At 67.5% G+C, this 25089-nt stretch carries 21 protein-coding genes and 1 tRNA gene; 2 read left to right on the top strand and 20 right to left on the bottom strand.

All coding sequences use genetic code 11. The features are described from left to right. Nucleotides 1-64: 64 nt before the first annotated feature. Nucleotides 65-487 carry a PaaI family thioesterase gene (locus ACFFGN_RS14105; RefSeq protein ID WP_380047380.1) on the top strand — a complete coding sequence of 141 codons (423 nt, stop codon included), beginning with the start codon at nucleotides 65-67 and terminating at the stop codon, nucleotides 485-487. A 2-nt stretch (nucleotides 488-489) separates the two neighbouring features. Here ACFFGN_RS14105 and ACFFGN_RS14100 read toward each other — a convergent pair whose 3' ends face one another. Then, nucleotides 490-1284: a GNAT family N-acetyltransferase gene (locus ACFFGN_RS14100; RefSeq protein ID WP_380047378.1), complete on the bottom strand. Its 795-nt coding sequence runs from the start codon at nucleotides 1282-1284 to the stop codon at nucleotides 490-492. A 137-nt stretch (nucleotides 1285-1421) separates the two neighbouring features. Between ACFFGN_RS14100 and ACFFGN_RS14095 the strand changes: the two genes are divergently transcribed. Next, nucleotides 1422-2171: a DUF554 domain-containing protein gene (locus ACFFGN_RS14095; protein ID WP_380047376.1), complete on the top strand. Its 750-nt coding sequence runs from the start codon at nucleotides 1422-1424 to the stop codon at nucleotides 2169-2171. Between the two features lie 56 nt (nucleotides 2172-2227). Here ACFFGN_RS14095 and ACFFGN_RS14090 read toward each other — a convergent pair whose 3' ends face one another. From ACFFGN_RS14090 to ACFFGN_RS14000, 19 genes are all read right to left on the bottom strand, one after another. Then, on the bottom strand, nucleotides 2228-2944 hold the full coding sequence (locus tag ACFFGN_RS14090; RefSeq protein ID WP_380047373.1) for an ABC transporter ATP-binding protein: 717 nt from the start codon (nucleotides 2942-2944) through the stop codon (nucleotides 2228-2230). Next, the gene (locus ACFFGN_RS14085; RefSeq protein ID WP_380047371.1) at nucleotides 2941-3786 is read right to left on the bottom strand and encodes an ABC transporter ATP-binding protein; all 846 of its coding nucleotides are present in this window, start codon (nucleotides 3784-3786) and stop codon (nucleotides 2941-2943) included. The genes ACFFGN_RS14090 and ACFFGN_RS14085 overlap by 4 nt, the downstream gene beginning before the upstream one ends. Continuing rightward, on the bottom strand, nucleotides 3783-5480 hold the full coding sequence (locus ACFFGN_RS14080; protein ID WP_380047369.1) for an ABC transporter permease subunit: 1698 nt from the start codon (nucleotides 5478-5480) through the stop codon (nucleotides 3783-3785). Before ACFFGN_RS14080 ends, ACFFGN_RS14085 begins: the two co-directional genes overlap by 4 nt. Beyond that, entirely contained in the window at nucleotides 5477-6418 is a 942-nt protein-coding gene (locus tag ACFFGN_RS14075; RefSeq protein ID WP_380047368.1) for a branched-chain amino acid ABC transporter permease, read from the bottom strand. The genes ACFFGN_RS14080 and ACFFGN_RS14075 overlap by 4 nt, the downstream gene beginning before the upstream one ends. Before the next feature lie 94 nt (nucleotides 6419-6512). Next, nucleotides 6513-7736, bottom strand: coding sequence for a branched-chain amino acid ABC transporter substrate-binding protein (locus ACFFGN_RS14070; protein WP_380047367.1), 1224 nt, complete (start codon nucleotides 7734-7736; stop codon nucleotides 6513-6515). A 694-nt stretch (nucleotides 7737-8430) separates the two neighbouring features. Next, nucleotides 8431-9006 (bottom strand): ANTAR domain-containing response regulator, encoded by a 576-nt coding sequence (locus ACFFGN_RS14065; RefSeq protein WP_380047366.1) that lies wholly within the window; start codon nucleotides 9004-9006, stop codon nucleotides 8431-8433. 41 nt (nucleotides 9007-9047) lie between these two features. Continuing rightward, the gene (locus tag ACFFGN_RS14060) at nucleotides 9048-9824 is read right to left on the bottom strand and encodes a transcriptional regulator (protein ID WP_380047364.1); all 777 of its coding nucleotides are present in this window, start codon (nucleotides 9822-9824) and stop codon (nucleotides 9048-9050) included. Nucleotides 9825-9857: 33 nt separating this feature from the next. After that, nucleotides 9858-9940, bottom strand: a tRNA-Leu gene (locus ACFFGN_RS14055). Between the two features lie 76 nt (nucleotides 9941-10016). Then, entirely contained in the window at nucleotides 10017-10790 is a 774-nt protein-coding gene (locus tag ACFFGN_RS14050; RefSeq protein WP_380047362.1) for an MFS transporter, read from the bottom strand. Nucleotides 10791-10858: 68 nt separating this feature from the next. Then, nucleotides 10859-12301: a pyruvate kinase gene (pyk, locus tag ACFFGN_RS14045; protein WP_380047360.1), complete on the bottom strand. Its 1443-nt coding sequence runs from the start codon at nucleotides 12299-12301 to the stop codon at nucleotides 10859-10861. 63 nt (nucleotides 12302-12364) lie between these two features. Beyond that, on the bottom strand, nucleotides 12365-13918 hold the full coding sequence (locus ACFFGN_RS14040) for a metallophosphoesterase family protein (protein ID WP_380047358.1): 1554 nt from the start codon (nucleotides 13916-13918) through the stop codon (nucleotides 12365-12367). A gap of 55 nt (nucleotides 13919-13973) precedes the next feature. Beyond that, on the bottom strand, nucleotides 13974-15440 hold the full coding sequence (locus tag ACFFGN_RS14035) for a glutamate synthase subunit beta (protein WP_380047356.1): 1467 nt from the start codon (nucleotides 15438-15440) through the stop codon (nucleotides 13974-13976). Further along, nucleotides 15440-19957, bottom strand: a complete 4518-nt coding sequence (gene gltB, locus ACFFGN_RS14030; protein ID WP_380047354.1) for a glutamate synthase large subunit — start codon at nucleotides 19955-19957, stop codon at nucleotides 15440-15442. Before gltB ends, ACFFGN_RS14035 begins: the two co-directional genes overlap by 1 nt. A 219-nt stretch (nucleotides 19958-20176) precedes the next feature. Continuing rightward, nucleotides 20177-21208: a type IV toxin-antitoxin system AbiEi family antitoxin gene (locus ACFFGN_RS14025; RefSeq protein WP_380047352.1), complete on the bottom strand. Its 1032-nt coding sequence runs from the start codon at nucleotides 21206-21208 to the stop codon at nucleotides 20177-20179. Between the two features lie 129 nt (nucleotides 21209-21337). Then, complete coding sequence (locus ACFFGN_RS14020) at nucleotides 21338-22054, bottom strand: VIT1/CCC1 transporter family protein (protein ID WP_380047350.1); 717 nt, start codon at nucleotides 22052-22054, stop codon at nucleotides 21338-21340. Further along, a complete protein-coding gene (lgt, locus tag ACFFGN_RS14015; RefSeq protein ID WP_380047348.1) occupies nucleotides 22038-23162 on the bottom strand; it encodes a prolipoprotein diacylglyceryl transferase in 1125 nt (374 codons plus the stop codon). The genes ACFFGN_RS14020 and lgt overlap by 17 nt, the downstream gene beginning before the upstream one ends. Before the next feature lie 70 nt (nucleotides 23163-23232). Next, nucleotides 23233-23925 carry a DsbA family protein gene (locus tag ACFFGN_RS14010; protein WP_380047346.1) on the bottom strand — a complete coding sequence of 231 codons (693 nt, stop codon included), beginning with the start codon at nucleotides 23923-23925 and terminating at the stop codon, nucleotides 23233-23235. A 30-nt stretch (nucleotides 23926-23955) separates the two neighbouring features. Next, a complete protein-coding gene (locus tag ACFFGN_RS14005; protein ID WP_380047344.1) occupies nucleotides 23956-24423 on the bottom strand; it encodes a MauE/DoxX family redox-associated membrane protein in 468 nt (155 codons plus the stop codon). Beyond that, nucleotides 24420-25082, bottom strand: coding sequence for an SCO family protein (locus tag ACFFGN_RS14000; RefSeq protein ID WP_380047342.1), 663 nt, complete (start codon nucleotides 25080-25082; stop codon nucleotides 24420-24422). The genes ACFFGN_RS14005 and ACFFGN_RS14000 overlap by 4 nt, the downstream gene beginning before the upstream one ends. Between the last annotated feature and the right edge of the window lie 7 nt (nucleotides 25083-25089).

Genomic DNA, 25089 nt, shown 5'->3' with positions numbered 1-25089 from the left:
CGCCCGGCCGATCCGGCTTCGGCTGCTTGTACTGTTCGGTAGACCGATCGACGGAAGGAAGTTCGTGGGCGAGATCGAGATCAGCGAGCAGATGTACCGCGGCGCGCTCACCGACAAGCTGGGCATCGAGATCCTCGAGGCCACGCCCCAGCGGCTGGTCGGAACCATGCCGGTGAAGGGCAACGAGCAGCCGTTCGGCCTGCTGCACGGCGGCGCGTCCTGCGTGCTGGCCGAGAGCCTGGGCTCGATCGGCTCGGTGCTGCATGGCGCCCCGATGGGCAAGGTGGCGGTCGGCGTCGACATCAACGCGACCCACCACCGCGCCGCCCGCGACGGCGTCGTCACCGGCGTCGCCACCGCGATCTATCTCGGCCGGACCACCACGACGTACGACGTGGTGATCACCGACGACCGCGACAAGCGGATCTGCACGGCACGTATCACCTGCCAGCTGATCCAGGCTCCGGCGAGCCCACCCGCCGAATGAGCTCAGGCTCCGGCTGATTCCGAAGCCGGCAAGCTGATCTCCGGATGGACCAGCGTCACCGCCTCCGCGAGTGAAGACGCCTCGCTCAGCGGAAGCGTCTCCCCCAGCGACACCCCCTCCCCCGACGCCGACTGACCGGCCGAAGCCGCAGTCGCAGCCGGCTGACCGGCCGAAGCCGCGGCGGCGGACGAGGGCGGCGGTGTTTCCGGTACGGCGGGAGCCCCCGCGCGGTGCAGCAAGGCGGCCCGGCGCGCGAGCACCGAACGCCGCGACGACAACAACGCAAGCAGATTCGGCGCATGTTCCGCCGCAAGCCGACGGCGGATCGTGTGCGTACTGGCGAAGCGCAGTACGGCGGCCTGCCCGAGGCCCAACCGGGCCAGGAACCGGTTCGCCTCCCGGGCCGCGCTGGGAGCCAGTACGGCGACATGCGGGCTGTTCTCGTACTCCGCCCAGGCCGCCGCCTCCGCGATCAGGGCCTTACCGAGACCGTGCCGACGCGCGGAACTGAGCACGTGCAGGTATTCCACCGTGATGGTGGCGTCGTCATGCACCGGGCTGAACGCGATCCGTCGCAGGAAGGCCATCGCCGCGACCTCGTCGTCCAGCAACGCGACCACCAGACGCGCGTTCGGATCGGCTTGGTGACGCTCGATCGCGGACCGGATCGACGTCTCGGTGGGCGGCGGTAGCACCCGGGACTGCTGCCCGGTACCGGTGGTCATCTCGCGCCACAAGCCGTTCAGGGCCTCGGCATCATCGGCCTGGGCATCGCGCACCACGATCGCTGGCGGCACGGCGGCCCTCCTGTCTCGGTCCCCCGGGATGTCGACCGGGCGGACGGTTACGCTCATCCCCGCGCAACAGTAGGGCTTTCGGACGGACTTGCAAAGCACTACGGCATCCCGCCGAACGACGTGATCGGAGACCAGGCTTGTTCATCGGTATCGGTACTGTCGTGAACGTCGCGACGATTCTCGCCGGGTCGATACTCGGCGTACTCATCGGGCATCGTCTCAGTCACCGAACCCGCGACCTGGTCACCGACGCCCTCGGTCTGGTCACCCTGCTGATCGCCATCATGTCGGCACTTACGGTGCAGGACGAGGCTCTCAGCGCCGCCGTGGGCGACAGCGCTCCGGTCCTGATCGTGCTCGGCGCCATGCTGATCGGTGGTATCACCGGATCGATGCTGCGGATCGAACAGCGCCTGGAGGGATTCGGCGCGTGGCTACAGCACCGGTTCAGCCGGCGCAGTGAGAACGGCGAGGAGGAGAACCGCTTCGTCGAGGGTTTCGTCTCGGCGTCGATGGTGTTCTGCGTCGGGCCACTGACGATTCTGGGTGCGCTGTCCGACGGCCTCGGCCGCGGTGCCGATCAGTTGCTGCTCAAGGCGGTGCTGGACGGTTTCGCCTCGATCGCCTTCGCGGCCTCCCTCGGTTGGGGCGTGGCCGCGTCCGCTTTGGTGGTACTGGTGATCCAGGGCTTGATGACGGGCGTTGGCGCCTTGCTCGGCGACGTACTGCCCGACGCGCATGTCGCCGCACTCGGGGCGACCGGTGGCCTGTTGCTGGTCGGCGTGGCCCTGCGACTGCTGAAGATCAAGCAGATCGCGGTCGCGGATCTGCTGCCCGCCCTGGTCGTCGCACCGCTGCTGGTCCAGCTCCTGTTCGTCATTCGCTGATCCGAAAGAACCCCGGCCACCACGAGGGCGGCCGGGGTTCTGCGTCGTACGGCGGGTCAGTCTTCGCCGAGGTACGCCTTACGGACCTGGTCGTTCACCAGCAGCTCGCGGCCCGGGCCGTTCAGCACGATGCTGCCGACCTCGAGCACGTAGCCGTGATCGGCCCGCTTCAGCGCCGCCTGGGCGTTCTGCTCGACCAGCAGAATCGTCGTACCCTGCGCCTGCAGTTCCGACACCGTGGACATGATGCGCTTCATCATGATCGGCGACAGCCCCATCGACGGCTCGTCCAGCATCATCAGCTTGGGACGGCTCATCATGGCGCGGCCCATCGCGAGCATCTGCTGCTCACCACCGGAGAACGTGCCGGCCGGCTGCTTGCGCCGCTCCCCCAGGATCGGGAAGAGGTCGTACGCCGCGTCCAGGTCGGTCTTGATCGCGCCGTGGTCGTTGCGCGCGAACGCACCGAGCAGCAGGTTCTCCTCCACCGTCAGCTTGGGAAAGATCCGGCGGCCCTCGGGTGAGTGCGCCAGCCCGCGCTTGACGATCTCGTGCGCAGCCATCTGGTCGATCCGCTCACCCTGGAACCAGACCTCGCCGTGGGTCGGCCGGAGCAGACCCGAGATCGTGCGCAGGGTGGTCGTCTTACCGGCACCGTTGGTACCGATCAGCGTGACGACCTGGCCCTGCTCAACCGAGAAGCTGATCCGCTTGACCGCCACGATCTTGCCGTAGGCGACCTCCAGCTCCTTGACCTCGAGCATCGCGGTCATGACTTCACCTCCGCGTCCTGCACGTCGTCATCGTCATCGTCTCCACCGGCGCCGATGTAGGCCTCGATCACCCGCGGGTCCGACTGCACCTCGGCGGGCGTGCCCTCGATCAGGGCTTCACCGCGGACCAGGCACAGCACCCGGTCACACAGGTTGAAGATGAACCGCATGTCGTGCTCGATCACCACGACCGACAGCCCCGAGTCCCGGATCTTGAAGATCAGGTCACTGGCCTGCCGGGTTTCCTGCGGGTTCATGCCGGCCGTGGGCTCGTCCAGCAGGATGAGCTTCGGGTCGGTCGCGAGCGCCCGGGCGATCTCGAGGCGCCGCTGGTCGCCGTACGGCAGGTTGCGGGCGAGATGCTCCGACACCTTGCCGAGGCCGACGAACTCCAGCAGCTCCTGCGCCTTGGCCCGGGTCTCCCGCTCCTCGCGGCGGAACTTCGGCCCGCGCAGGATCGAGGTGATCGCGCCCGAGCTGGTCCGGCAGTAACGCCCGACCATCACGTTCTCCAGCGCGGTCATGTTGCCGAACAACCGGATGTTCTGGAACGTCCGGGCCATGCCGGCGCGAACCACCAGCCGCGGCTTCGGCGCCAACGGCTTGCCGGCGAACCGGACCTGACCGCTGGTCGGCTTGTACAGGCCGGTGAGGCAGTTGAAGAACGTCGTCTTGCCGGCGCCGTTCGGCCCGATCAGCCCGACGATCTCCCCTTCGGAGACCGTCAGGTTGACGTTGTTCACCGCGAGCAGACCACCGAACCGCATGGTCACCCCGGAGGCCTCCAGTACGACACCACCCACGGCCGGAGCCGTCGGGGTCACTTCATCGGTGACGGTCATTTTTTGACATCCTCCACCAGGAGATCACTCTCAATGGCGTCCGCGAGTTCCTCGTCTTCCTCATGGAACTCCAGCTGCCGGCGCTTGCTCGCGACCAGCCCCTCCGGACGGAACCGCATCATCAGGATCAGCACCAGGCCGAACAGCAGCAACCGGTTCTCCGCGAAGAACCGCAGCTTCTCCGGCATCAGCTTCAGCACGGTGGCGCCGATCAGGACACCGGCGATCGTGCCCATACCGCCCAGCACGATGGCGGCGACCAGGAAGGCCGACTCCAGGAACACGTACTGGTCGGGGGTGACCGAAACATCCTGATGCGCCTTGATCGTGCCGGCCAGACCGGCCAGGAAGGCGCCGACCGCGAACGCGAGCAGCTTCAGGCCGAAGATGTTCACGCCCATGGCCTCGGCGGCTTTCTCGTCCTCGCGGATCGCCACCCAGCCACGGCCGATCCGGCTGTCGTTGAGGCGGGCGAACACGAGAATGACGAACGCGATCAGGATCAGCAGCAGGAAGTAGTAGTTCGAGAAGCGGCCGAGCGTGAGGCCGAAGACCTCGTGGGTCGCACCGAAGTCGAACCCGAAGAAGTTCAGGTTCGGAATCGCGGCGATACCGTTCGGGCCGTTGGTGAGGTCCGGGCCGTTCGAGCCGTCCAGGTTGTTCATCCCCAGACGGAAGATCTCACCGAAGCCCAGCGTCACGATGGCCAGGTAGTCACCGGACACGCGTAGCGTTGGTGAACCGATGATCAATCCGAAGATCGCGGCCACCACACCACCGATCAGCACGACCACCATGAACGGCGGCTGCCAGTCGACGGTCGAGAACGCCGAGGCCGACAAGATGGCCGCGACGTACGCACCCGAACCGAGGAACGCGATGTAGCCGAGGTCGAGCAGACCGGCCAGGCCGACCACGATGTTCAGGCCCATGGCGGTCGCGGAGAAGATCAGGATCTGCGCGGCGATGGACATGTTCGCGTCCGAGCCGTCCTGCGTGAACGGGAACAGGAACGCGACCGCGAAGGCGGCCAGCGTCAGTACCCGGCGGTGCCGGTTGGCCAGGTGCGCCACCCAGCCGAAGTAGCCGAACCGGAAGGTGGCCAGCACCAGACCACCGACGAAGATCAGCAGACCGGTGAAGTGCCACGACTCGTCGATGCCCAGGATGTACGCCGAACCGAACAGCGCGATCGACATCATCACCACGATGACGAGGATTTCGAGCGTGCTCTTGAGCCGTACGTCGCTCGCGTCGGTGGGCTCCGGCAGGGGCAGCACCCGCGAGCCGAGGAACAGCACCAGCGCGCCGGCGAACGCCACCCACGCGCCCGGGTCGAGATTGACCAGACCACCAAGGGGCTGGACGATGCCGCCGAGCAGGATCACCACGGCGATCAGGGTCGTCGTACCCAGTGCCTTGAGCGCGGCCGCGGGATTGAAGTGCTCCGCCAGACCGTGCAGGAATCCCAACCGCGGAATGAGGATCAGGAAGATCGCGAGCACACCGGCGAGCAAGGTCAGCCACTGCGGACCGGCTGGGTAGAAGTAGATCGTGAGATCGCCCATGATCGAGCGGTCGTACGTCCACGCCATCAGTGAACCGGCGATCAGCAGGATCGCGCCGGCCAGAATCGCGGGGAACGCGGCACCGGAATAGCGGGCCACGAGGGCGTCAGGAGTCTTGAGCTTCATGCGCGGTCCACCACCTTTGCACCCATCAGGCCCTGCGGACGGAAGACCAGGACGACGATCAGGATCACGAAGGCCCAGATGTCCTTCCAGCTACTGCCACCGAACTGACCGGGAACGTACTCGGTCACGAGGGTTTCAGCCGCACCGAGCACCAGACCACCGACGACGGCGCCCTGGATGTTGCCGATGCCACCGAGCACCGCGGCCGTGAAGGCCTTCAGACCGGCGGTGAAGCCCATCTTGAACTCGATGTTGGTATTGCGCAGGCCGTGCGCGACACCGGCGACCGCGGCCAGCGCGGCACCGATCACGAACGCGATCACGATGATCCGGTCGACGTTGATACCCATCAGCCGGGACGTGTCCGGGTCCTGCGAGGTCGCCTGCATGGCACGACCCAGTTTGGTGCGGTTCACGAAGTACCAGAGGAACAGCGCGCACACCGCCAGCGCGGCGAAGGTGAAGATCGTCGGCCGGGAGATGCTGATGCCCCCGACCTGGAACGGCGCGCCGGTGACGGTTTCGATCGGCGGATAGGCGATCTTCGCCTTCGCGCTCGGGAAGCCCGGGATCTTGTCGTAGAACAGGCGCACGAACTCCTGCAGGAAGATCGACACGCCGATGGCGGTGATCAACGGCGCGAGTCGCGGCGCGTTGCGCAGCGGGCGATAGGCGAAACGCTCCATCAGGACCGCGATACCGACCGAGGCGGCGATCGCGCCGATCAGCATGATCGGCAGCACCCAGACCGCGGTGTTGCCGTCGAACAGCGCGAGCCAGACCGTGAGCGAGCCGAAGCCACCGATCATGAACACCTCGCCGTGGGCGAAGTTGATCAACTGCACGATGCCGTACACAACGGTGTAGCCGACCGCGATCAGCGCGTAGAGCGCTCCCAGCGACAAACCGTTGATGAGTTGTTGAAGGAACTGATCCATTCGGGCCTCTCCGAGGGACGACCTGCATGCTGCGGGGGTGGGAGCGCGGTTTCGGCTCCCACCCCCGGAGTCACGAGGTGTTCTTGCGAACTACTTACGGCTTGGCGAAGTCCTTGGTCTCAACCGCGACCCACTTGCCGGCCTTGACCTGGTACGTCGTCAGCACCTTGGCGGTGCTGTCGCCGTACTGGTCGAACGACACCGCACCGGTCGCACCGTCGAACTTGACACTGCCAAGCGCGTCGATCGTCGGCTGGCGGGCGCTGGTCGCGTCCGCCGCGTCCTTCAGCGAAACCTTGAGCGCCTCGATGATGGCCAGCGCGGCGTCGTACGCGTACGGGCCGTAGGCCTCGTACGGGTCCTTGAAGCTCTCCGCCTTGTAGTCCTCGAGGTACTTCTTGGCCGACGGCAGGGTCTCCGGCGGCGCGCCGACGGAGGTCGCGAGGTCACCCTCGGCGTTCTTCGCGGCCAGTTCCAGGTACTTGGCGTTGAACATGCCGTCGCCGCCCATCAGCGGGATCTTCAGACCGGCCGTCTTCATCTGGTTGGCCAGCGGGCCCGTGACCGGCGACTCGCCACCGGCGTAGACGGCCTGCACACCGGCCGGCTTGATCTTCGAGATGACGGCGCTGTAGTCAGTGTCGTCGGGGTTGACCGTCTCGGCGACCGCGATCACACCGCCGAGCTTCTTGTACTCCTCGGAGAAGCTCTCGACCAGGCCCTGGCCGTAGGTCTTCTTGTCGTGCACCGTGGCGATCTTCTTGATGCCCGCGGTCTCGAACAGGTAGCGCGCCGCGAACGGACCCTGGATGGCGTCCGTGGTGCAGGTACGGAAGTAGCCCGGGTAGGTCCGCTTCGGGGCGGTCTTCCAGTCGGGGCCCTGGGTCAGCGACGGGTTCGTGTTCGCCGGGGAGATCTGCGCGATCTTGGCAGAGCTCAGGATCGGCTGAACCTTCTCGGAGACTCCGGAGTTCAGCGTGCCGATGACGGCCACCGTCTCCTTGTCGCCGGCGACGCTGGTGGCGGCGTTGGCGCCGACGTCACCCTTGGCCTCGTCGTCCTTGGCGTCCAGCTCGAGCTTCCAGCCAGGGATCGCGTTCGATTCGTTGGCCTGCTTGATCGCCAGCTCGGCGGAGTTCCTCATACCGAGGCCGAGCGCGGCCAGGTCACCGGACAGCGGCACGATCATGCCGATCTTGGCGACCTTCTTGTCGTCACCGCCGCCGCCGGTCTCACCGCCGCGGGAGCCACAAGCCGTCAGGGCGAGCGACGCAACAAGCAGCGACGCACCGACCCGTACTACGGAACGCTGGTGCACTGTTCCTCCCATATCTGGATACCCCGGGCGAAACGGCCCGGACCCCCGCGAATGCCGCGAGCACCCGCAGGTTAGACCTGTTCCGCCACCGGGAGCGAACCACCAGCAGCGTGTGTTGCCAGGTCGTTACCGCTGTAAGCACCATGGCTATCAGTCGCGACTGTCCCACCCTCTGAGACGGTCACGCTGAGCAACTTTTTGCTTGCTAACCGCGATTCGGGGTCAGCTCTGCGTGAAGTGTAAAGAATATGCAAATGCGCGCGCGGCCGGGCATGGCGGATCTCGTTCGTGGGCATCTCAATACCGTCGGCCGCAGGTCAATTGATTCCGCAGTGGCCGGAGCGGGCGATGGTTTGACGGATTTGTTGCCGCTCGCGGTAAATAAGCAACGATCGGCCGCCGCGGGCCGCATTCCAGGCATCCGCGGTCGACCGCCGGGCCACCGCTGACCAGTGACTTCGTCGTGCGGCCGGGCCGGTTTCGCCATCTACTACGGCGCTGCGGCAAGCCTGGGAAACGCTTGCCAATACGGATGGAATTGCCTCGCGAAAGTGCGTCGTTCGCGCTTTTCGGCTTAACCACGCACAGCGGGTGATTAACGTCGGCCGAAAGAATCGGTCCGGGCTGGGTCAGGCAGCGAAATGGCCGTTTTGGGTGCGCGGCTGCGCCTCGGGCCGATCGCTACCGAGCGCGGTCAGGTGCCGGCTTCGTCGACGACCAGTTCGGCGACCTGGCGCATCGAAACACGCTTGTCCATCGCCGTCTTCTGGATCCACCGGAACGAGTCCGGCTCGGACAGCCCGAACTTCGTCTGCAGCACGCTCTTGGCCCGGTCCACCAGCTTGCGGGTCTCCAGCCGATCGGCCAGGTCCGCGACCTCACGCTCCAGCTCGGCCAGTTCGACGTACCGCGAAGCCGCGATCTCGATCGCCGGCAGCAGGTCCGTCTTGGAGAACGGCTTCACCAGGTAGGCCATCGCGCCCGCGTCCCGCGCCCGCTCGACCAGTTCCCGCTGCGAGAACGCCGTCAGCATCAGCACCGGGGCGATCCGCTCCCCCGCGATCTTCTCCGCCGCGCTGATGCCGTCCAGCTTCGGCATCTTCACGTCCAGGATCACCAGATCGGGCCGAAGCTCCGTCGCCAGCCGAATGGCCTCCTCGCCGTCCCCGGCCTGCCCGACGACGTCATAGCCCTCTTCAGCCAGCATCTCCGCCAGGTCCATCCGGATCAGCGCCTCGTCCTCGGCGATCACCACTCGCTTCCCAGTCACACCCCCACCCTATCGACCCACCACCCCGCGCCAGCGCACCACTAGCTCTTCGGGCCCACAAACCGATCCAGCGCCGCCACCGCCTCCTTCCGGCTGACCGCGATCGCGTTCCGTCGCGGCCTGCGCCACGCGATCCCCAACTGATCCAACGCGTTGGTCAAAATGCCGACGATGTCCTCGGATTCGTTGGAGAACATGTACCGCGTGTATTCGTAGCGCTTCACCGCTCCACCGATCGGCTTCTCGGTCCAGTTGGTGAACCGGCAGCCGTCCGAATGAAAGAGTCCGCGTAGCAGCTGCTCCGGGTACTTCCTGGCGATCTCCTGCTGCCAACCAGCCAACTCGATCTTCCTGAGATGCTTTCGCCCAGGGCCGTGCTGCGGGAAGAGGCAGGGCCAATGCTTCCAGCGCACCTCGACACGAATGGCCGGTCCGCTGCGCATACAGGGACTTCCGGTCGGTTTGACCCGCCGCATGATGCCAGCGATTTCCTCGTTCAGCCTTGGGTACTTCGCGTCGTTGGCGATCGACAAGACGTAGACGCCGCGGGGCGCGAGGACGATATGACCGTCGCCCAGATACCAGCCGAGAAGCTGTGCGTAGGCGGCCTCATCCAGCTCCGCACCATCGCACCGCGGACACGGCGTCGCCGGGAACGCCTGTCCTCTCGGCAACCCGAGCTCGCGATACTGCCGTCGCCACCGGCGGATCGTCTTGATCGCCACGCCGTGGATATCAGCGTTGGCGCGATCGCTCACGCCGTTGTCAGACATCCGCAGCGCGGAGTCGACAGTCTCCTGTGAACGAATGTGCGCCATGCGAGATGATCCCTCGCGGCACCGACAATTTTGTGCCGGGTGTGGGATTCGAACCCACAAGCCCTTGCGGGCAATGGTGTTTGAGACCATCGCGTATGCCGTTCCGCCAACCCGGCCAGGTTGCAGGGAAAACTGTAGCGCGTCCCGCCGGTCAGTCCGAACCGGGGCTCACCCGAAGGTGCTCAGCCAAGGCTAGGGGTTGGGGCGGCGGTGGCGGAGTAGGGCGGTGGTGAGGGTCCAGAGGAGGTCGATGGTGAAGATGATGAGCCAGATGCGGCCGATGTTGGTTAGGGCGTTGGTGGAGCGGGTGTTATTGCCGCCGAGCCAGTTCCACCAGCGCCCGCCCGCGGGCGGGCCGTGCTGGATGGTGTCGAGTAGCCAGGAGTGGCCGATCAGGATCAGGGCCAGTTGGGCGAGGGTGAAGATGCCGGCGTGGGAGGCCAGCCGGCGGAGGTCCTTGCGCGTCTTTTCGGCCGGACTCAGCTCCGCCGCTTCGGTCTCGGCCTGAGCCGGCGCGTCGGTCGCAGCCTGAACCGGCGCTTCGGTTGAGGGCTGGGATTTGGGCAGGGCCTCGGTGGAGGCGGCTGGATCGCCGGTGAGGGCTTGAGCCGGTGGCTTGCTGGCCGTGGGAGTAGGTGGGGCTGGGGCGGGGTGGTTGGGGGTGTTGGTGGCGCGGAGGGCGGGGCGGACGAAGGCGGCGGTGAGTAGCAGGAGGGCGGCCGCGGCCAGGGAGGCGGTTTGCCAGCCGTTGCCGGTTTGATAGAGAAAGCCCGCGGTGACGGCGCCGATGGTTGCCCCTAGCAACGTGGCGCTCTCGTAGATGCCCATCGCGCGGCCGAGCCCGAGGCCCGCGGCGTCGGCGACGATGGCCTGCTCGGTCGGGATGGCCACGGCGTACGAGGCGGCCGAGAGGATCCACAGGCCCGCGATCACGATCCGCCCGCGGTCGTAGCGATCGGCCAGCACCCTTCCCCAGTAGGGGCAGAAAACCGCCCTCCCCCAATCAGGGAGAGGGCGGTTCAGCGAAGAGAAAATCAGCTGCGATAGGCGGGCGCCACACCGGCGATGGCGTCGCCCATGCGGTGGATCCGCAGGGCGTTGGTGGAACCGGGAATGCTGGGCGGGCTGCCGGCCACGATGACGACCAGGTCCCCCTCCTGCAGCTTGCCGAGCTCCAGCAGGCGCTGGTCGACCTGGCGGACCATGTCGTCGGTGTGATCGACCGTCGGCACGATGAAGGTCTCGATACCCCAGACCACGCTCAGCCAGGACCGAACCTCCGGCACCGGCGTGAACGCGAGCACCGGGATCTCGGTGCGGTACCGGGCCAGCCGCAGCGCGGTGTCACCGCTCTGCGTGAAAGCGACCAGGTACTTCGCCTCCATCGCCTCGGCCACGTCGGCCGCGGCCTTCGCGATCACGCCGCCCTTGGTACGCGGCTCCCAGTCGATCTCGGCGACCCGGCCGAGCCCGTGCTTCTCGGTCGAGGCGACGATCCGCGCCATCGTCTTGACCGTCTCGATCGGGTACCGGCCGACGCTGGTCTCACCGGACAGCATCACCGCGTCGGCGCCGTCGAGAACCGCGTTCGCGACGTCGGACGCCTCGGCCCGGGTCGGGCGCGGCGCCGAGATCATCGACTCGAGCATCTGGGTGGCGACGATGACCGGCTTCGCGTTCAGCCGGGCCTGGTCGATGATCAGCTTCTGGACCAGCGGCACGTCCTCGAGCGGCAGTTCGACGCCGAGGTCGCCACGGGCCACCATGAAGCCGTCGAAGGCCTCGATGATCTCGTCCAGGTTGGCGACCGCCTGCGGCTTCTCGATCTTGGCGATGACGGGGAGCCGGAGCCCCTCCTCGTCCATGATCTTGTGCACCAGCTGGATGTCCGAACCGTCGCGCACGAACGACAGCGCGATCATGTCGGCCGGCAGGTGCAGCGCCCAGCGCAGGTCCTCGATGTCCTTCTCGGACATCGCGGGCACGCTGACGGCGACACCGGGCAGGTTGATGCCCTTGTGGTTCGAGATCGGCCCGCCGACGGTGACGCGGCAGACCACGTCGGTCTCGGTCACCTCCTCGGCGACCAGGGCCACCCGGCCGTCGTCGATCAGCAGCGGATCGCCCGGGTTGACGTCACCCGGCAGGCCCTCGTACGTCGTACCGCAGATGGTGACGTCACCAGGGACTTCCCGGGTGGTGATGGTGAAGCGTTCGCCATAGGTCAAGGTCACCTTGCCCTCGGCGAACTCGGCCAGGCGGATCTTCGGGCCTTGCAGGTCGACGAGGATGCCGACACTGTTCCCGGTCTCCTCCGCTGCGGCTCGGATCCGGTGATAGATACGTTCGTGCTCAGCGTGGGCACCGTGGCTGAGGTTCAGCCTAGCGACGTCCATGCCGGCTTGGACGAGTTCCAGGACACGCTCGGGGGCGGCAGTAGCCGGGCCGAGGGTACAAACGATCTTTGCGCGACGCACGTCACAAAACCCTACTCCTACAAGACCACTGGCCCGGTGGTCCGCCCCCTCCTTACCGGCGGGTCACAAACTGCCGATCGGCCGGTACGACCCGATCGTGAGCTCTCCGGTGAGCTCGAACGTCACCGGTTGCATGCCCACCGGCACCCCGTCCTCGTACGTGATCAGGGTGACCTGGGCCTGCCTGCGCAAGGTGTAGCCGAGGGCAAAGGCGTACGCCGCGCCGCCGGTGGTTCCGTTGGTGAAGGTGGTGGTCTGACGGCCCTCGATCTCCTTGGTTTCGGGCCCGATCTGCCGGTGCATGTGGCCCGAGACCACGAGCGTCGCGCAGCCCCGGTTGGCCGTCTCCGTGCCGGATCCCGGGTCGTGCACCACCATCGTCGAGATGCGCTGGTCCTCGTCCTGCTCGCAGGCCACCTGGGCCAGCCGCTCGGACTGTTCCGCCACCGTTTCCTTGCCCGGCGTGTCGCTGCTGCCGAGGCCCGTGCTGGTCGGGTCGTTGTCGCCGAGGAAGCGAATACCCTCCACCTCAACGGGTTTGCCCTCGAGCACGGTGAAACCGTTCGCCTTCATCGCCGAGGTGACGTAGCCACCCGCATCGTGATTACCGGCGACGGCAACAACTTTCAGATCGCGGAACTGCTGGGCCAGCGAGTTGATGCTGAAGGCCTCCCACCGCTCCCCCGCGGACGTGTCGTCGCCCGCGTCGATCAGCACCTTCGCCCGCGCGACCCGGGCCACCTCGCCGATCACCGGGTCCATACCGATGTTGTTGTGCCGGTCGGACACCAGCAGCGCGACGGTCTCGTCGGGCGCGGGCTGGCGGATCCGGCCGCCCGAGCGAACCACCTTCTCCTTCAGAGCGCCGTAGAACTTGGTGGATTTCTCGTACGTCTCGACGGCCGTGCGGATCAGGCCGATGCCACCCGTGGTGGAGAAGCCGGTCGCCACCTCGATACCGCGCAGGCGTTCGTCGAAACGGACCTCGGGCAGCAGTTCGCCCAAGGGCCGCCACTCGGTCGGTTCGACCTCAGGCGTACGGACCAGGCCGGGCAGGACGACCGCGGCAGTGGTTGTTGCCATCGCCAACAACAGCACCAGGGCACGTCGTTCCACCCGGTGCTCGTCGTGGTGCAGCAGTGCCAGCAGTTCACGGCGGCGGCGCGCGCCGAGCATGCCCCACGTCGTACTGACGACCACAACGGCGAGCAGGCCCGCACCGGCACCGGCGATCGCGTTGTCCAGGGCCATCTGCTCGACCACCTGGCGAACGCGGGCGATCTCACCGTCCGGCTGGCTCGCGATCAGGGCGTCGCGGGTGATCAGATCGTTCAGATCGCGGGCGTCGGTCTCCTGCACGTCGACGTTGACGCCGATGCCGAGTGGCAGATCCATCCGCAACCGCAGCCGGGGCAGTATGGCGCCGAGGTCGAGCGTGGCGGCGCCGTCGAACGTCGGCGAGACGCGCGTGGTGTGCGCGCCGATCGTGACCGGCTCGCTGTCGTTGGCGAACGCCATCAGGCCGACGGAGGCCGAGACGACGAACCAGAGCAGGGTCAGACCCGCCCACGGCGCGGCGGCCTTCAGACGGGCGTTCGTCAACAGTCGACGGGCCATACGCCCTAACCTACCGACGTAGGCCAGCCGTCCGGAAACGACTGGCCCACGAACCTCAGACCACCAGTGGGCGGGCCGTCGGTGGGATCGGGGTGGGCAGGGTTGACGAGCCGGTGAGGAAGGCGTCCACGCCGGCGGCGCAGGAACGGCCTTCGGCGATGGCCCAGACGATCAGGGACTGACCACGGCCCGCGTCACCACAGGCGAACACGCCGGGCACGCTGGTCTGGTAGGCCTTGTCGCGCTTGACGTTGCCTCGCTCATCGAGTTCGACCTCAAGCTGCTCCAGGAAGCCCGCGCGCTCCGGGCCGGTGAAGCCCATCGCGAGCAGCACCAGCTGGGCCGGGATCTCCCGCTCGCTGCCCTCGACCGGGGTGAACTGGCCGTCGACCAGCTCGACCTCGACCAGCTTCAGCCCCGAAACGTTGCCCTCGGCATCGGCGACGAACTCGTTGGTGGAGACCGAGTAGACCCGCTCGCCACCTTCCTCGTGTGCCGAGGCGACCCGGTAGATCATCGGGTACGTCGGCCAGGGCTGACCGGCCGGACGCTCGTCGGTCGGCCGCGGCATGATCTCCAGCTGGGTGATCGAGCGAGCACCCTGGCGGATCGCCGTACCAAGGCAGTCCGCGCCGGTGTCACCGCCACCGATGATGATCACGTCCTTGCCGGTGGCAACGATCTGGTTGTCGACGGTTTCGCCGAGCGCGATCCGGTTGGCCTGCGGCAGGTACTCCATCGCCTGGTGGATACCGCCGAACTCGCGTCCCGGCACCGGCAGATCCCGCGCCGCGGTGGCGCCGGTGGCGATCACCACGGCGTCGTACCGCTGCTTGAGCTGGGTCCCGGTGACGTCCGCGCCGACGTTCACGCCGGAACGGAAGACCGTGCCCTCTTCCTTCATCTGCTGGATCCGGCGCTCGACCTGGATCTTCTCCATCTTGAACTCGGGAATGCCGTAGCGCAGCAGACCACCGGGCGCGTCGGCCCGCTCGTACACCGCGACGGTGTGACCCGCGCGGGTCAGCTGCTGGGCGACGGCCAGACCGGCCGGGCCGGAACCGACCACGGCAATGGTCTTACCGGTGAGCCACTCCGGCGGCTGGGGCCGGACGTCACCGGCTTCCCAGGCCTTGTCGATGATGGCGACCTCGACGTTTTTGATCGTGACCGGCTGCTGGTTGATCCCGAGCACGCAGGCCGGTTCGCACGGCGCCGGGCACAGCCGCCCGGTGAACTCCGGGAAGTTGTTGGTCGCGTGCAACCGCTCGATCGCGCCGGTCCAGTCGTCGCGCCAGACCAGGTCGTTCCACTCCGGGATCAGGTTGCCCAGCGGGCAGCCCGAGTGGCAGAACGGAATACCGCAGTCCATGCATCGGCCGGCCTGCTTGCCGATGATCGGCAGCAGTGCCTTGCCCGCGCCACCGGGATAGACCTCTTTCCAGTCGTTCACCCGCTCGCCGACCGGGCGGCGATCCGCGACCTCGCGCGGGGTGGTCAGGAATCCCTTCGGGTCAGCCATCAGATGGCCTCCATCATCGCTTTGGTGGTGGCGGCCTCGTCCAGCCCGTCCCGCTCCGCTGCGGCTTTGGCGGCGAGCACCCGTGCGTAGTCGCGGGGCATCACGGTGGTGAACCGGCCCGCGGTGGCGGTCCAGTCGGTGAGCAGCTCGGCCGCGCGCGGCGAACCGGTCTCCTCGTGGTGGCGACGGACCAGGTCGTGCAGCAGTTCGCTCTCGTGCTCGGTCAGCGGCAGCAGGTCCACCAGTTCGGGGTTGACCAGGGTCTGCTCGAGGTCGAGCACGTGCGCCGTACCACCGGACATACCGGCGGCGAAGTTGCGTCCGGTCGGCCCGAGCACGACCACGCGGCCACCCGTCATGTACTCGCAGGCGTGGTCACCCACGCCCTCGACGACGGCGGTGGCACCCGAGTTGCGCACGCAGAACCGCTGGCCCGCGCCGCCGTTGATGAACAGCTCGCCACCGGTCGCGCCGTACGCGATGACGTTGCCGGCGATGATCTGCTCGGCCGCGGCGAAGGTCGCCGAACGGTCGGGGCGGATCACCACCCGGCCGCCGGACAGGCCCTTGCCGACGTAGTCGTTCGCGTCACCCTCCAGGCGCAGTGTCACGCCCTTCGGTACGAACGCCGCGAACGAGTTACCCGCCGACCCGGTGAAGGTCAGGTCGATCGTGCCGTCGGGCAGGCCTTCACCCTTGTAGCGCTTGGTGATCTCGTGCCCGAGCATCGTGCCGACGGTCCGGTTCACGTTCCGGATCGCCAGTTGCGCGCGCACGGGTTCACCGCGTTCGAGCGCCGGCTGGGAGATCCGGATCAGCTCGTTGTCGAGGGCCTTGTCGAGACCGTGGTCCTGCTCGGTGGTCCGGTGCAGCGCCGCGCCCGCGGGCAGGTCCGGCACGTGCAGGATCGGCGACAGGTCGAGCCCGTCGGCCTTCCAGTGGTTCACCGCGCGGGTGATGTCGAGGACCTCGGCGTGACCGATCGCCTCGTCCAGCGTGCGGAAACCGAGCTCGGCCAGGTACTCGCGGACCTCTTCGGCGATGAACTCGAAGAAGTTCACCACGAACTCGGGCTTACCGCTGAAGCGCTCGCGCAGCACCGGGTTCTGGGTGGCGACGCCGACCGGGCAGGTGTCCAGGTGGCAGACCCGCATCATGATGCAGCCCGACACCACCAGCGGCGCGGTGGCGAAACCGTACTCCTCGGCGCCGAGCAGCGCCGCGATGACAACGTCCCGGCCGGTCTTCAGCTGGCCGTCGGTCTGTACGACGATCCGGTCGCGCAGGCCGTTCAGCAACAGGGTCTGCTGGGTCTCGGCCAGGCCGAGTTCCCACGGGCCACCCGCGTGCTTGAGCGAGGTGAGCGGCGAGGCGCCCGTACCACCGTCGTGACCCGAGATGAGTACGACGTCCGCGTGCGCCTTCGAAACGCCGGCGGCGATCGTACCGACGCCGACCTCGCTGACCAGCTTCACGTGGATGCGGGCCGACGGGTTCGCGTTCTTCAGGTCGTGGATCAGCTGGGCCAGATCCTCGATCGAGTAGATGTCGTGGTGCGGCGGCGGCGAGATCAGGCCGACACCCGGCGTCGAGTGCCGGGTCTTGGCCACCCACGGGTAGACCTTGTGGCCCGGCAGCTGGCCACCTTCGCCGGGCTTCGCGCCCTGGGCCATCTTGATCTGGATGTCGTCGGAGTTCGTCAGGTATTCCGAGGTGACACCGAACCGGCCGGACGCGACCTGCTTGATCGAGCTGCGCAGCTCCGGGTCGTGCAAGCGCTCCGGGTCCTCGCCACCCTCACCGGTGTTCGACTTGGCGCCGAGCCGGTTCATCGCGATCGCGAGGGTCTGGTGCGACTCGGCGCTGATCGAGCCGTAGCTCATCGCGCCGGTGGAGAACCGCTTGACGATCTCCGAAACCGGCTCGACCTCTTCGATCGGGATGGACTGCCGTCCCGGCTTGAAGGCGAACATGCCGCGCAGCGTCATCAGGCGCTCGGACTGCTCGTCCACGCGCGAGGTGTACTGCTTGAAGATGTCGTAGCGCCCGGTCCGGGTGGAGTGCTGCAACCGGAAGACCGTCTCGGGATCGAACAAGTGCGGCTCGCCCTCGCGACGCCACTGGTACTCGCCACCGACCTCGAGCGTCCGGTGCGCCGGCAGGATGCCGTCGGCCGGGTAGGCCTTGAGGTGCCGCTGGCGGACCTCTTCCGCGATGACGTCGAGGCCGACGCCACCGAGCTTGGACGACGTACCGGTGAAGTAGCGGTCGACCAGCTCCGGGGACAGACCGGTGGCCTCGAAGATCTGGGCACCGGTGTACGACGCGACGGTGGAGACGCCCATCTTGGACATCACCTTGAGCACGCCCTTGCCGAGCGACTTCACCAGGTTCTTCACGGCGTTCGCGGGCTCGATGCCGGGCAGGTACGTTCCGCGCCGGGCGAGGTCCTCGGCGGACTCGAGCGCCAGGTACGGGTTGACGGCGGCAGCGCCGTACCCGATCAGCAGCGCGACGTGGTGCACCTCGCGAACGTCACCGGCCTCGACGACCAGACCGACCTGGGTGCGGGTCTTCTCGCGGACCAGGTGATGGTGGACCGCAGCGGTGAGCAGCAGCGACGGGATCGGCGCCTTCTCCGCGGTGGCGTGCCGATCGGACAGCACGATGATGCGCGCGCCGTCCGCGATGGCGGCCGAGGCCTCCGCGCAGATCTCGTCCAGCCGGGTCGCGAGCGCGTCTCCCCCGCCCTCGACCTCGTACAGGCCGCGCAGCACGGTGGTCGCGAGGCCGGGCAGATCGCCGTCCAGGTTGATGTGCCGGATCTTGGCCAGCTCGTCGTTGGTCAGCACCGGGAACGGCAGTACCAGCTGACGGCACGAGGCCGGGCCCGGGTTGAGCAGGTTCGCCTCCGGCCCGAGCGACGAGGACAGCGAGGTCACCAGTTCCTCACGGATCGCGTCCAGCGGCGGGTTGGTGACCTGGGCGAACAGCTGCGCGAAGTAGTCGAACAGCAGTCGCGGCCGCTCGCTCAGCACCGCGATCGGGGTGTCGGTACCCATCGACCCGATCGGCTCGGTCCCCAGCTTCGCCATCGGCGTGACCAGGACGCGCAGCTCTTCCTCGGTGTAACCGAAGACCTGCTGACGTCGAGCCACCGAGGCGTGGCTGTGAACCACGTGCTCGCGCTCGTGCAGGTCCTCGAACCGGATCAGGCCGGCGTGCAGCCATTCGTCGTACGGGTGCTGGGCGGCGAGCTCGGACTTGACCTCGTCATCGGTGACGACGCGGTGTTCCTCGACGTCGACCAGGAAGATCTTGCCGGGCTCGAGCCGGCCCTTCTGGACCACCTTGGCCGGGTCGATGTCGAGCACGCCCGCCTCGGAGGCCAGGACGACCAGGCCGTCGTCGGTGACCCAGTACCGCGAGGGGCGAAGGCCGTTGCGGTCCAGTACGGCGCCAACCTGGGTACCGTCGCTGAACACCACCGACGCGGGCCCGTCCCACGGCTCCATCAGGGTGGAGTGGAACTCGTAGAAGGCCCGGCGCTTCGGGTCCATCGTGGTGGCGTTCTCCCAGGCCTCCGGGATCATCATCAGCATCGCGTGCGGCAACGAGCGGCCGCCCAGGTGCAGCAGCTCCAGTACCTCGTCGAACGACGCCGAGTCCGATGCGTCCGGCGTACAGATCGGGAAGACCTGCTCCAGATCGCCCGGGATCACGTCACTGGCCAGCAGCGCCTCGCGGGCCCGCATCCAGTTCCGGTTGCCCTGCACGGTGTTGATCTCGCCGTTGTGCGCGATGTACCGGTACGGGTGGGCCAGCGGCCAGGACGGGAACGTGTTCGTGGAGAACCGCGAGTGCACGATGCCGATCGCCGAGGCGAGATCCGGATCGGTCAGCTCGGGAAAGAACTTGTCCACCTGGTCGGTGGTCAGCATGCCCTTGTAGATGATGGTCCGGCTCGACAGCGACGGGAAGTACGTGCCGGTCTCGCGCTCGATCCGCTTGCGCAGCCGGAACGCCATCCGCTCCAGCGCGATGCCCAGCACCCGGCCGGTCGCGGCGGTCACGAACAGCTGGCGGAACTGCGGCATCACCGAGCGGGCGGTGCTGCCGAGCAGCTCGGGCGTGGTCGGAACCTCGCGCCACCCGACGACGCGCAGGTCCTCCTCGGCGGCCAGTTCCTCGATCCGCGCGACGGCCTTGGCGGCGTCCTCGGCGTCTTGGGGCAGGAACGCCATACCGGCGGCATACGCCCGGGCGACGGGCAGCTCGAAATCGCAGACCTTGCGGAAGAACTTGTCCGGGATCTGCAGCAGAATGCCCGCACCGTCACCGGAGTCGGGCTCGGCGCCCGAGGCGCCTCGGTGCTCGAGATTACGCAGTGCGGTGAGCGCCTTCGCGACGATGTCGTGGCTGGGCTCGCCGGTCAAAGTGGCGACGAACGCGACACCACAGGCGTCGTGCTCGTGCTTTCCGTCGTAGAGACCCTCACGCGGCAGGGGACCAAACATTCAGGGGGCTCCCGTCGTCCTACGGTCAACAACTGGCCGCGGGACAACATTGGCCCAAGCCGGGAGTACTGAGATTACCCCATACCGCCCAACCCGTGGACTGCCATCCCACCCCAGCCCTCCGCGCCGTACCCCTCAGTAACCCTTTCCGCACCGCTGTTCTGCGCCGTCTTGGTGAGTTCACTGGACATTCTTCCGGCCGAATTATGTCCAGTGGGCTCACCAAGACGCCTCGAATCCCGGCGGCGCGACGCGCCAGCGGATCGGAGGGCCTGTGCGGCGGAGGCCGCGAGCGAACGCCTGCCGAAGGCGGCGGACCAGGTCTGCCGGTTCATGAACTGCGTCCTCCCAGCCGAAGCGCACGAGTTCCGCGCCGTGGGCGGCAAGGCGCTGTTCACGGACGAAGGCGGCCCGGTGCAATCGCCTACGCTCCGCCGGGGTCGCCGCCTCGAACTTGGCCAGGCCATCCGCCTCCGCGTGCGTCCGGAACTGCGGCCACCAGAAGTCGGTACGCTCCGGCGTCCACCGTTCGCCGTCGAAGAACTGCGCTTGCAGCACCGGCGCGGGCAGACCCGCCTCGGCGAACACCGCCCGCGCGATCGACTCCAGCACCGACTCCGACTGCGGATCCCCTAGACCGATGGCCTGCCTGGCCGCTTGCACGCCCGGCCAGCCGCATTGCCGGTCGAGAACGTTCTCGAGTTCGTCACGGCCGACCATGAGAGCAAGCGCATGGTCGACCGTGACCAGCGCTTCGGCCAGCGGGAGCTGCCTGGCGAGGTCCACGACGGTCCGGGCTGGAGCGGTCATCGGCGCGCCGTCCAGACAGGCCAGCGGGTCGTCCGGACCGGCAACGCGGAACCGCCTGAGGTCGCCGAGATCCAGGCGAGCGACTCGAAGCGCCAGGTCCGGACCGTGGCTACGGCGTCCGAAACGCCGGGTTCGGGTGAGGCAGACCGGCTTTTCGCTTGTGTCGTGCCTCGTCCAGGTGCGGAGTCCGGCCAGCCGTGCGGCGGTGAAGTGGCTGAGCACCGCGCCGGGGTAAGAGCTCAATGCGCAGAGAACCCGCGCGGCTTCGGGGTCGAACGTGCCGTCGACGTACCACTTCCAGAAACGTTGCAGGGTGCGATTCCGCACCAGCCGCTTGAGGTCACCATCGGTCAGCCCTAGCCGCAGTAGATCGTCGCGGCGCCGCGGGCGGTTGATTCCGGCGAGGAGGCGCTCGCGAACCGCCGGTTCCAGCCGTCGCATCCCTGAATTCTCGCCGCTCCACCTCCCCGCCGCAGCTCGCTGCAGTCCCCCTGTGGACAACCTCGCCTTGGTGAGTCCACTGGACATTTTCGCGGACGATTTTTGTCCAGTGGGCTCACCAAGACGGCGTTAGCCGAGGGTGGTGCCGGCTAGGGAGCCGATGGCGTAGGTGACGGCGGCTGCGGCGCCGCCCAGGAGAAGCTGGCGCAGGCCGGAGTACCACCAGGAGCGGGTGGTCACGCGGCTGACGAGGGCGCCGCAGCCGAACAGGGCCAGCAGGGAGACGATCATCGCGGGGATCACGTCGCCCGCGCCGAGCAGGTACGGCAGCAACGGCAGGAAGGCGCCTACGGCGAAGCAGATGAACGACGATGCCGCCGCGACGACCGGATTCGGCAGGTCGTTGGGATTGATGCCGAGTTCCTCGCGGACGTGTTCCTCGAGGGCCTGGTCCGGGTTCGCGTGGAACTGGTGCGCGACCTCGCCCGCCAGCGCGGGGTCCAGGCCTTTCGCCTCGTAGGTTTCGGCGAGTTCGCGTTCCTCGTAGGTCGGGTGGTTGCGGATCTCGCGGCGTTCGACCTCGATCTCGGCCCGGGCCAGTTCGCGCTGGCTCGCGACCGACGTGTACTCCCCCGCCGCCATCGAGAACGCGCCCGCGACCAGACCCGCGAGTCCGGCCAGCACGACCACCTTCGAGCCCGGGCTGGTACCGCCGTCCATGCCCGCGATCAGCGCGAAATTCGAGACCAGCCCGTCCATCGCGCCGAAAACCGCGGGCCGCAGCCACCCACCGTTCACATCGCGGTGGGTATGCCCCTCGGTATCGCGATCAGGCACGAGCCCCATCGCCCGGCGCCTTCACATCCCCGCCATCGGCTTTCGGATCGGCGGGTACGTCGGCCTGGGGCTCTGCGGAGTTGTCGGCCTCAGTGGCGTCGGCGGAGGCCGGGGCGGTGGCGGGCTTTTCCATGTCCGTGGCGGCCTCGGTGTCGTCGGCGGCGGCGGACGCAGAGGTGTCGTCGTCTGCGGAGGTCGCCGTCTCGGCGTCAGCGTCAGCATCAGCATCGGCCGCGGTTGCGGCTGCGCTTCCGGAGCCGGAATCACCGTCGGGGAGGGCGGTGAGGTCTTCCTGGCCGGGGCGGCGGCGGAGGCTGATGACGAAGTAGGCGATGGCGGCGATGAAGAGAATGATCGAGGTCCACACGTTCAGGCGCAGGCCGAAGACGTGGTTGACCGTGTCGATGCGCATGTACTCGATCCAGCCGCGGCCCAGCGTGTAGCCCGCGACGTACAACGCGAACGCGCGGCCATGCCCGAGCTTGTAACGACGGTCCACCAGAATCACCAGCGCGACCACGCCGAGGTTCCAGAGGAATTCGTACAGGAACGTCGGGTGGAACGTCGCGAACTGCTCGTAGCCCTCGGGCCGGTGGGCCAGGTCGATCTCCAGGCCCCACGGCTGGGTGGTCGGGCCACCGAAGAGCTCCTGGTTGAACCAGTTGCCCCAGCGGCCGATCGCCTGAGCGAGCGCGACGCCCGGCGCGAAGGCGTCGGCCATCGCGAGGAACGGGACGCCGTGGCGGCGGCAGGCGATCCAGGCGCCGAGCGCGCCGAAGGCCACGCCGCCCCAGATACCGAGCCCGCCGTTCCAGATCTTCAGCGCGTCGACCGGGTTCCGGCCGTCACCGAAGTAGAGCTGGTAGTCGGTCAGCACGTGGTAGATCCGCGCGCCGACCAGGCCGAACGGCACCGCCCACATGACCATGTCACCGGCCACCTCGGCTTTGCCGCCGCGAGCGACCCATCGGCGCTTGCCGAGCAGATAACCGGCGAAGATGCCGAGCAGGATGCACAGGGCATAACCGCGCAGCGGCAGCGGGCCGAGCTCCCACACGCCTTGGCTTGGACTGGGAATGAAGGCCGGAACAAGCACGGCGGTCAGCTGAGTAGACATGGCAGCAGGAACGCTACTCGACCACGATTCCACCTGACCACCGAATCGTGGTCACGATGGGGACTCGAGATCAGGACGCGGCCGCGACGGCGACCTGGAGGGCTTGTGCGCTGGCGTCGATCTTCTTGCCGTTGACAAAGACCGTCGGGGTGGACTCGATGCCACGCTGCTGGGAGGCGGTCTGGATCGACTCGATCCACTTGGCCTGGCCATTCTCGGTGACGCACTTGTTGAAGTCGGCGTTGTCGATCTTCAGCGCCTTGCCGAGCGCGAGCAGCTGCTCCTCGGTCCAGGACTTCTCGAAGCTGCGGAAGATCTCGTCGCTGTAGCTGCGGGCCTTGCCCTGGGCGGCGGCGCAACCCCAGGCGTTCGCGATCCGGGGCGAGTTGTCCTTGCTGACGAAGTCCATCGGCCAGTAGGTGACCTTGGCGCGGCCCTCGTCGATGTACTTGTTGATGGCCTCGCCGGCCTCGTCCTCGAACTCCTTGCAGTGCGGGCAGCGGAAGTCGAGGTACACCTCGATCGTGGTCTTCGCGTCGGCCTTCCCGAAGGTGACGCCCTGGCCATCGGTGCCCGGCCCCGTGATCACGGCGGGTTCCGGCGCGTCCGCGTTCTCGACGGAGACGCCCGAGTTGCTGCGCCAGTACTGCACGCCGACACCGCCGGCCAGCACGAGCAACAGCACGACCAGCACCACCACACCCGGCGTGATCCGCCGCTTCTTCGGCGGAGTCAGCAGTTCGGCTTTACGGGACTTGCTCACGGCGTTCCTTCTCCTGTCGAGGCAACAAAATTACTCAGCGGTCCGGGGGTCCAGCGAGAACCGGCTACGCGGGCGGAACCACAACCAGACCGCCAGCGCCAGCAGACCAAGGTCGCGCAGGATCTCCTGCAGGTACTTGGTCTGGCCGGGTGCGACCTTTCCGCCGCCGCCGAAGCAGCCGCAGTCGATCGCCAGACCGCGAGCCCAGGCGGAGGCCACCGCGGCGATGAACACCACCATCAGTACAGCACTCACCGCCGCCGCCGCCCGGGTGCCATACCCGACGATCAGCAACAATCCGATCGCGACCTCAACAAACGGCAGGCCCCAGCCGATCGGCTGTTCGAGTGCCTTGGGCAACAACTCGTAGGCGGCGACGGCCAGCCGGCTCTGCTCGGGATCACCGATTTTCAGCGCGCCCGCGACCAGCATCACCGCGCCGAGCACCAACCTGGCCAGTGTGGAGAACCACGGCTGCCAGCCGAATCGAGCCGTCATCGGTTCCGTTCCACGAGTTGGCCGAGATCATGGGACAGATCACCGATCGCGGCGTTCGACAGCCACAGCACCGAGGCCTTGTCGTCCTTGCCGAAGCCGAGGGTCTGCGCGCCGTGGCCGACCTCGTAACCGCCCGACGGCAGTTTCTTCATGCCCTCGACCGGTACGCCGATCTTCTGCGCGATCGTTTTGATCTTGTCCAGCGAGCCGGTCAGCCCGACGAACGACGGATCGAACCGGTCCAGGTATTTGCGAATGGCCGGGCCGTCGTCGCGGGCCGGATCGGTGGTGATGAAGATCATCTGCACCTGGTCCCGCACGGAGTCGTCGAGCTTGGTCAGCGCGGAGGCGATATCGGCCAGCACGGTGTTGCAGACGTCCGGGCAGTTCGTATAACCGAAGAACACCAGCGTGACCGGCTTCTTCGTCGAAGTGACCAGGTTGAACTCGTTGCCGGCTGTATCGGTGAGCGAGCTGGCCGGCATCACATACGGCCGGTCCAGCGTCGCTCCGCGCAAGCCGTTCGGGTCGGACTTCGGGGTACGGATCACCGCTCCGCCGGGGTTGTCGGCGGATTGACCGCCGCCGCCCCCGCACCCGGCGAGGGCAAGCAGCGTCACCGCGGCCAGTAGGACGACCGCACTCCTGGTTCGACTCACGACGCGT

Origin of the sequence: Kribbella deserti, assembly GCF_042434725.1 — a bacterium.
GTDB lineage: Bacteria > Actinomycetota > Actinomycetes > Propionibacteriales > Kribbellaceae > Kribbella > Kribbella deserti.
The sequence above is the reverse complement of the archived record's forward strand: the minus strand, read 5'-3'. Positions and strand labels throughout refer to the sequence as shown.

Coding starts and splice junctions, on each gene's coding strand:
- ACFFGN_RS14090 (WP_380047373.1), bottom strand. CDS start 2,944: ATGACCGCGATGCTCGAGGTCAAGGAGCTGGAGGTCGCCTACGGCAAG.
- ACFFGN_RS14085 (WP_380047371.1), bottom strand. CDS start 3,786: ATGACCGTCACCGATGAAGTGACCCCGACGGCTCCGGCCGTGGGTGGT.
- ACFFGN_RS14080 (WP_380047369.1), bottom strand. CDS start 5,480: ATGAAGCTCAAGACTCCTGACGCCCTCGTGGCCCGCTATTCCGGTGCC.
- ACFFGN_RS14075 (WP_380047368.1), bottom strand. CDS start 6,418: ATGGATCAGTTCCTTCAACAACTCATCAACGGTTTGTCGCTGGGAGCG.
- ACFFGN_RS14060 (WP_380047364.1), bottom strand. CDS start 9,824: ATGGCGCACATTCGTTCACAGGAGACTGTCGACTCCGCGCTGCGGATG.
- ACFFGN_RS14040 (WP_380047358.1), bottom strand. CDS start 13,918: ATGGCCCGTCGACTGTTGACGAACGCCCGTCTGAAGGCCGCCGCGCCG.
- ACFFGN_RS14035 (WP_380047356.1), bottom strand. CDS start 15,440: ATGGCTGACCCGAAGGGATTCCTGACCACCCCGCGCGAGGTCGCGGAT.
- gltB (WP_380047354.1), bottom strand. CDS start 19,957: ATGTTTGGTCCCCTGCCGCGTGAGGGTCTCTACGACGGAAAGCACGAG.
- ACFFGN_RS14025 (WP_380047352.1), bottom strand. CDS start 21,208: ATGCGACGGCTGGAACCGGCGGTTCGCGAGCGCCTCCTCGCCGGAATC.
- ACFFGN_RS14020 (WP_380047350.1), bottom strand. CDS start 22,054: ATGGGGCTCGTGCCTGATCGCGATACCGAGGGGCATACCCACCGCGAT.
- lgt (WP_380047348.1), bottom strand. CDS start 23,162: ATGTCTACTCAGCTGACCGCCGTGCTTGTTCCGGCCTTCATTCCCAGT.
- ACFFGN_RS14005 (WP_380047344.1), bottom strand. CDS start 24,423: ATGACGGCTCGATTCGGCTGGCAGCCGTGGTTCTCCACACTGGCCAGG.